Source organism: Psychrobacter sp. CoH-33_TS_01 (assembly GCF_058189395.1).
The window spans coordinates 1-267 of sequence record NZ_JBVGQI010000063.1 but is presented as its reverse complement, the minus strand read 5'-3'; the positions used below and the strand labels follow the sequence as shown (position 1 = coordinate 267).

General features: G+C 50.2%; 1 protein-coding gene. It reads left to right on the top strand.

The genetic code is table 11. The annotated features are described in order from the left end of the window. A partial coding sequence (locus tag ACZ2XM_RS15555; protein ID WP_490619023.1) for a hypothetical protein occupies positions 1–267 on the top strand: 267 nt, incomplete at both ends.

Here is a 267-nt window from a genome sequence, read left to right as displayed (position 1 = left end):
ATTTCAAAGTTGATCTTCGCGTGTCGATTAAAGGCGCGCCCATTAAGGGATTCGAGCCGCACGTCACGCTCAAGCTGTTTCCGGAGGTCTTTCGGGCAGACACGGGTTCTTGGGGGGAGAGGCATAAATGGAAGGACGAGTTAAAAATAAAGCACGATTACCCGGGCGCAAATGTCGAAGCGCATGAGTGCGGACATTTTTTCAATTTCCCCGACGAGTATTACGATCAAGGCGGCTGGATTCATCATTCATACATCAAGGGTGAGC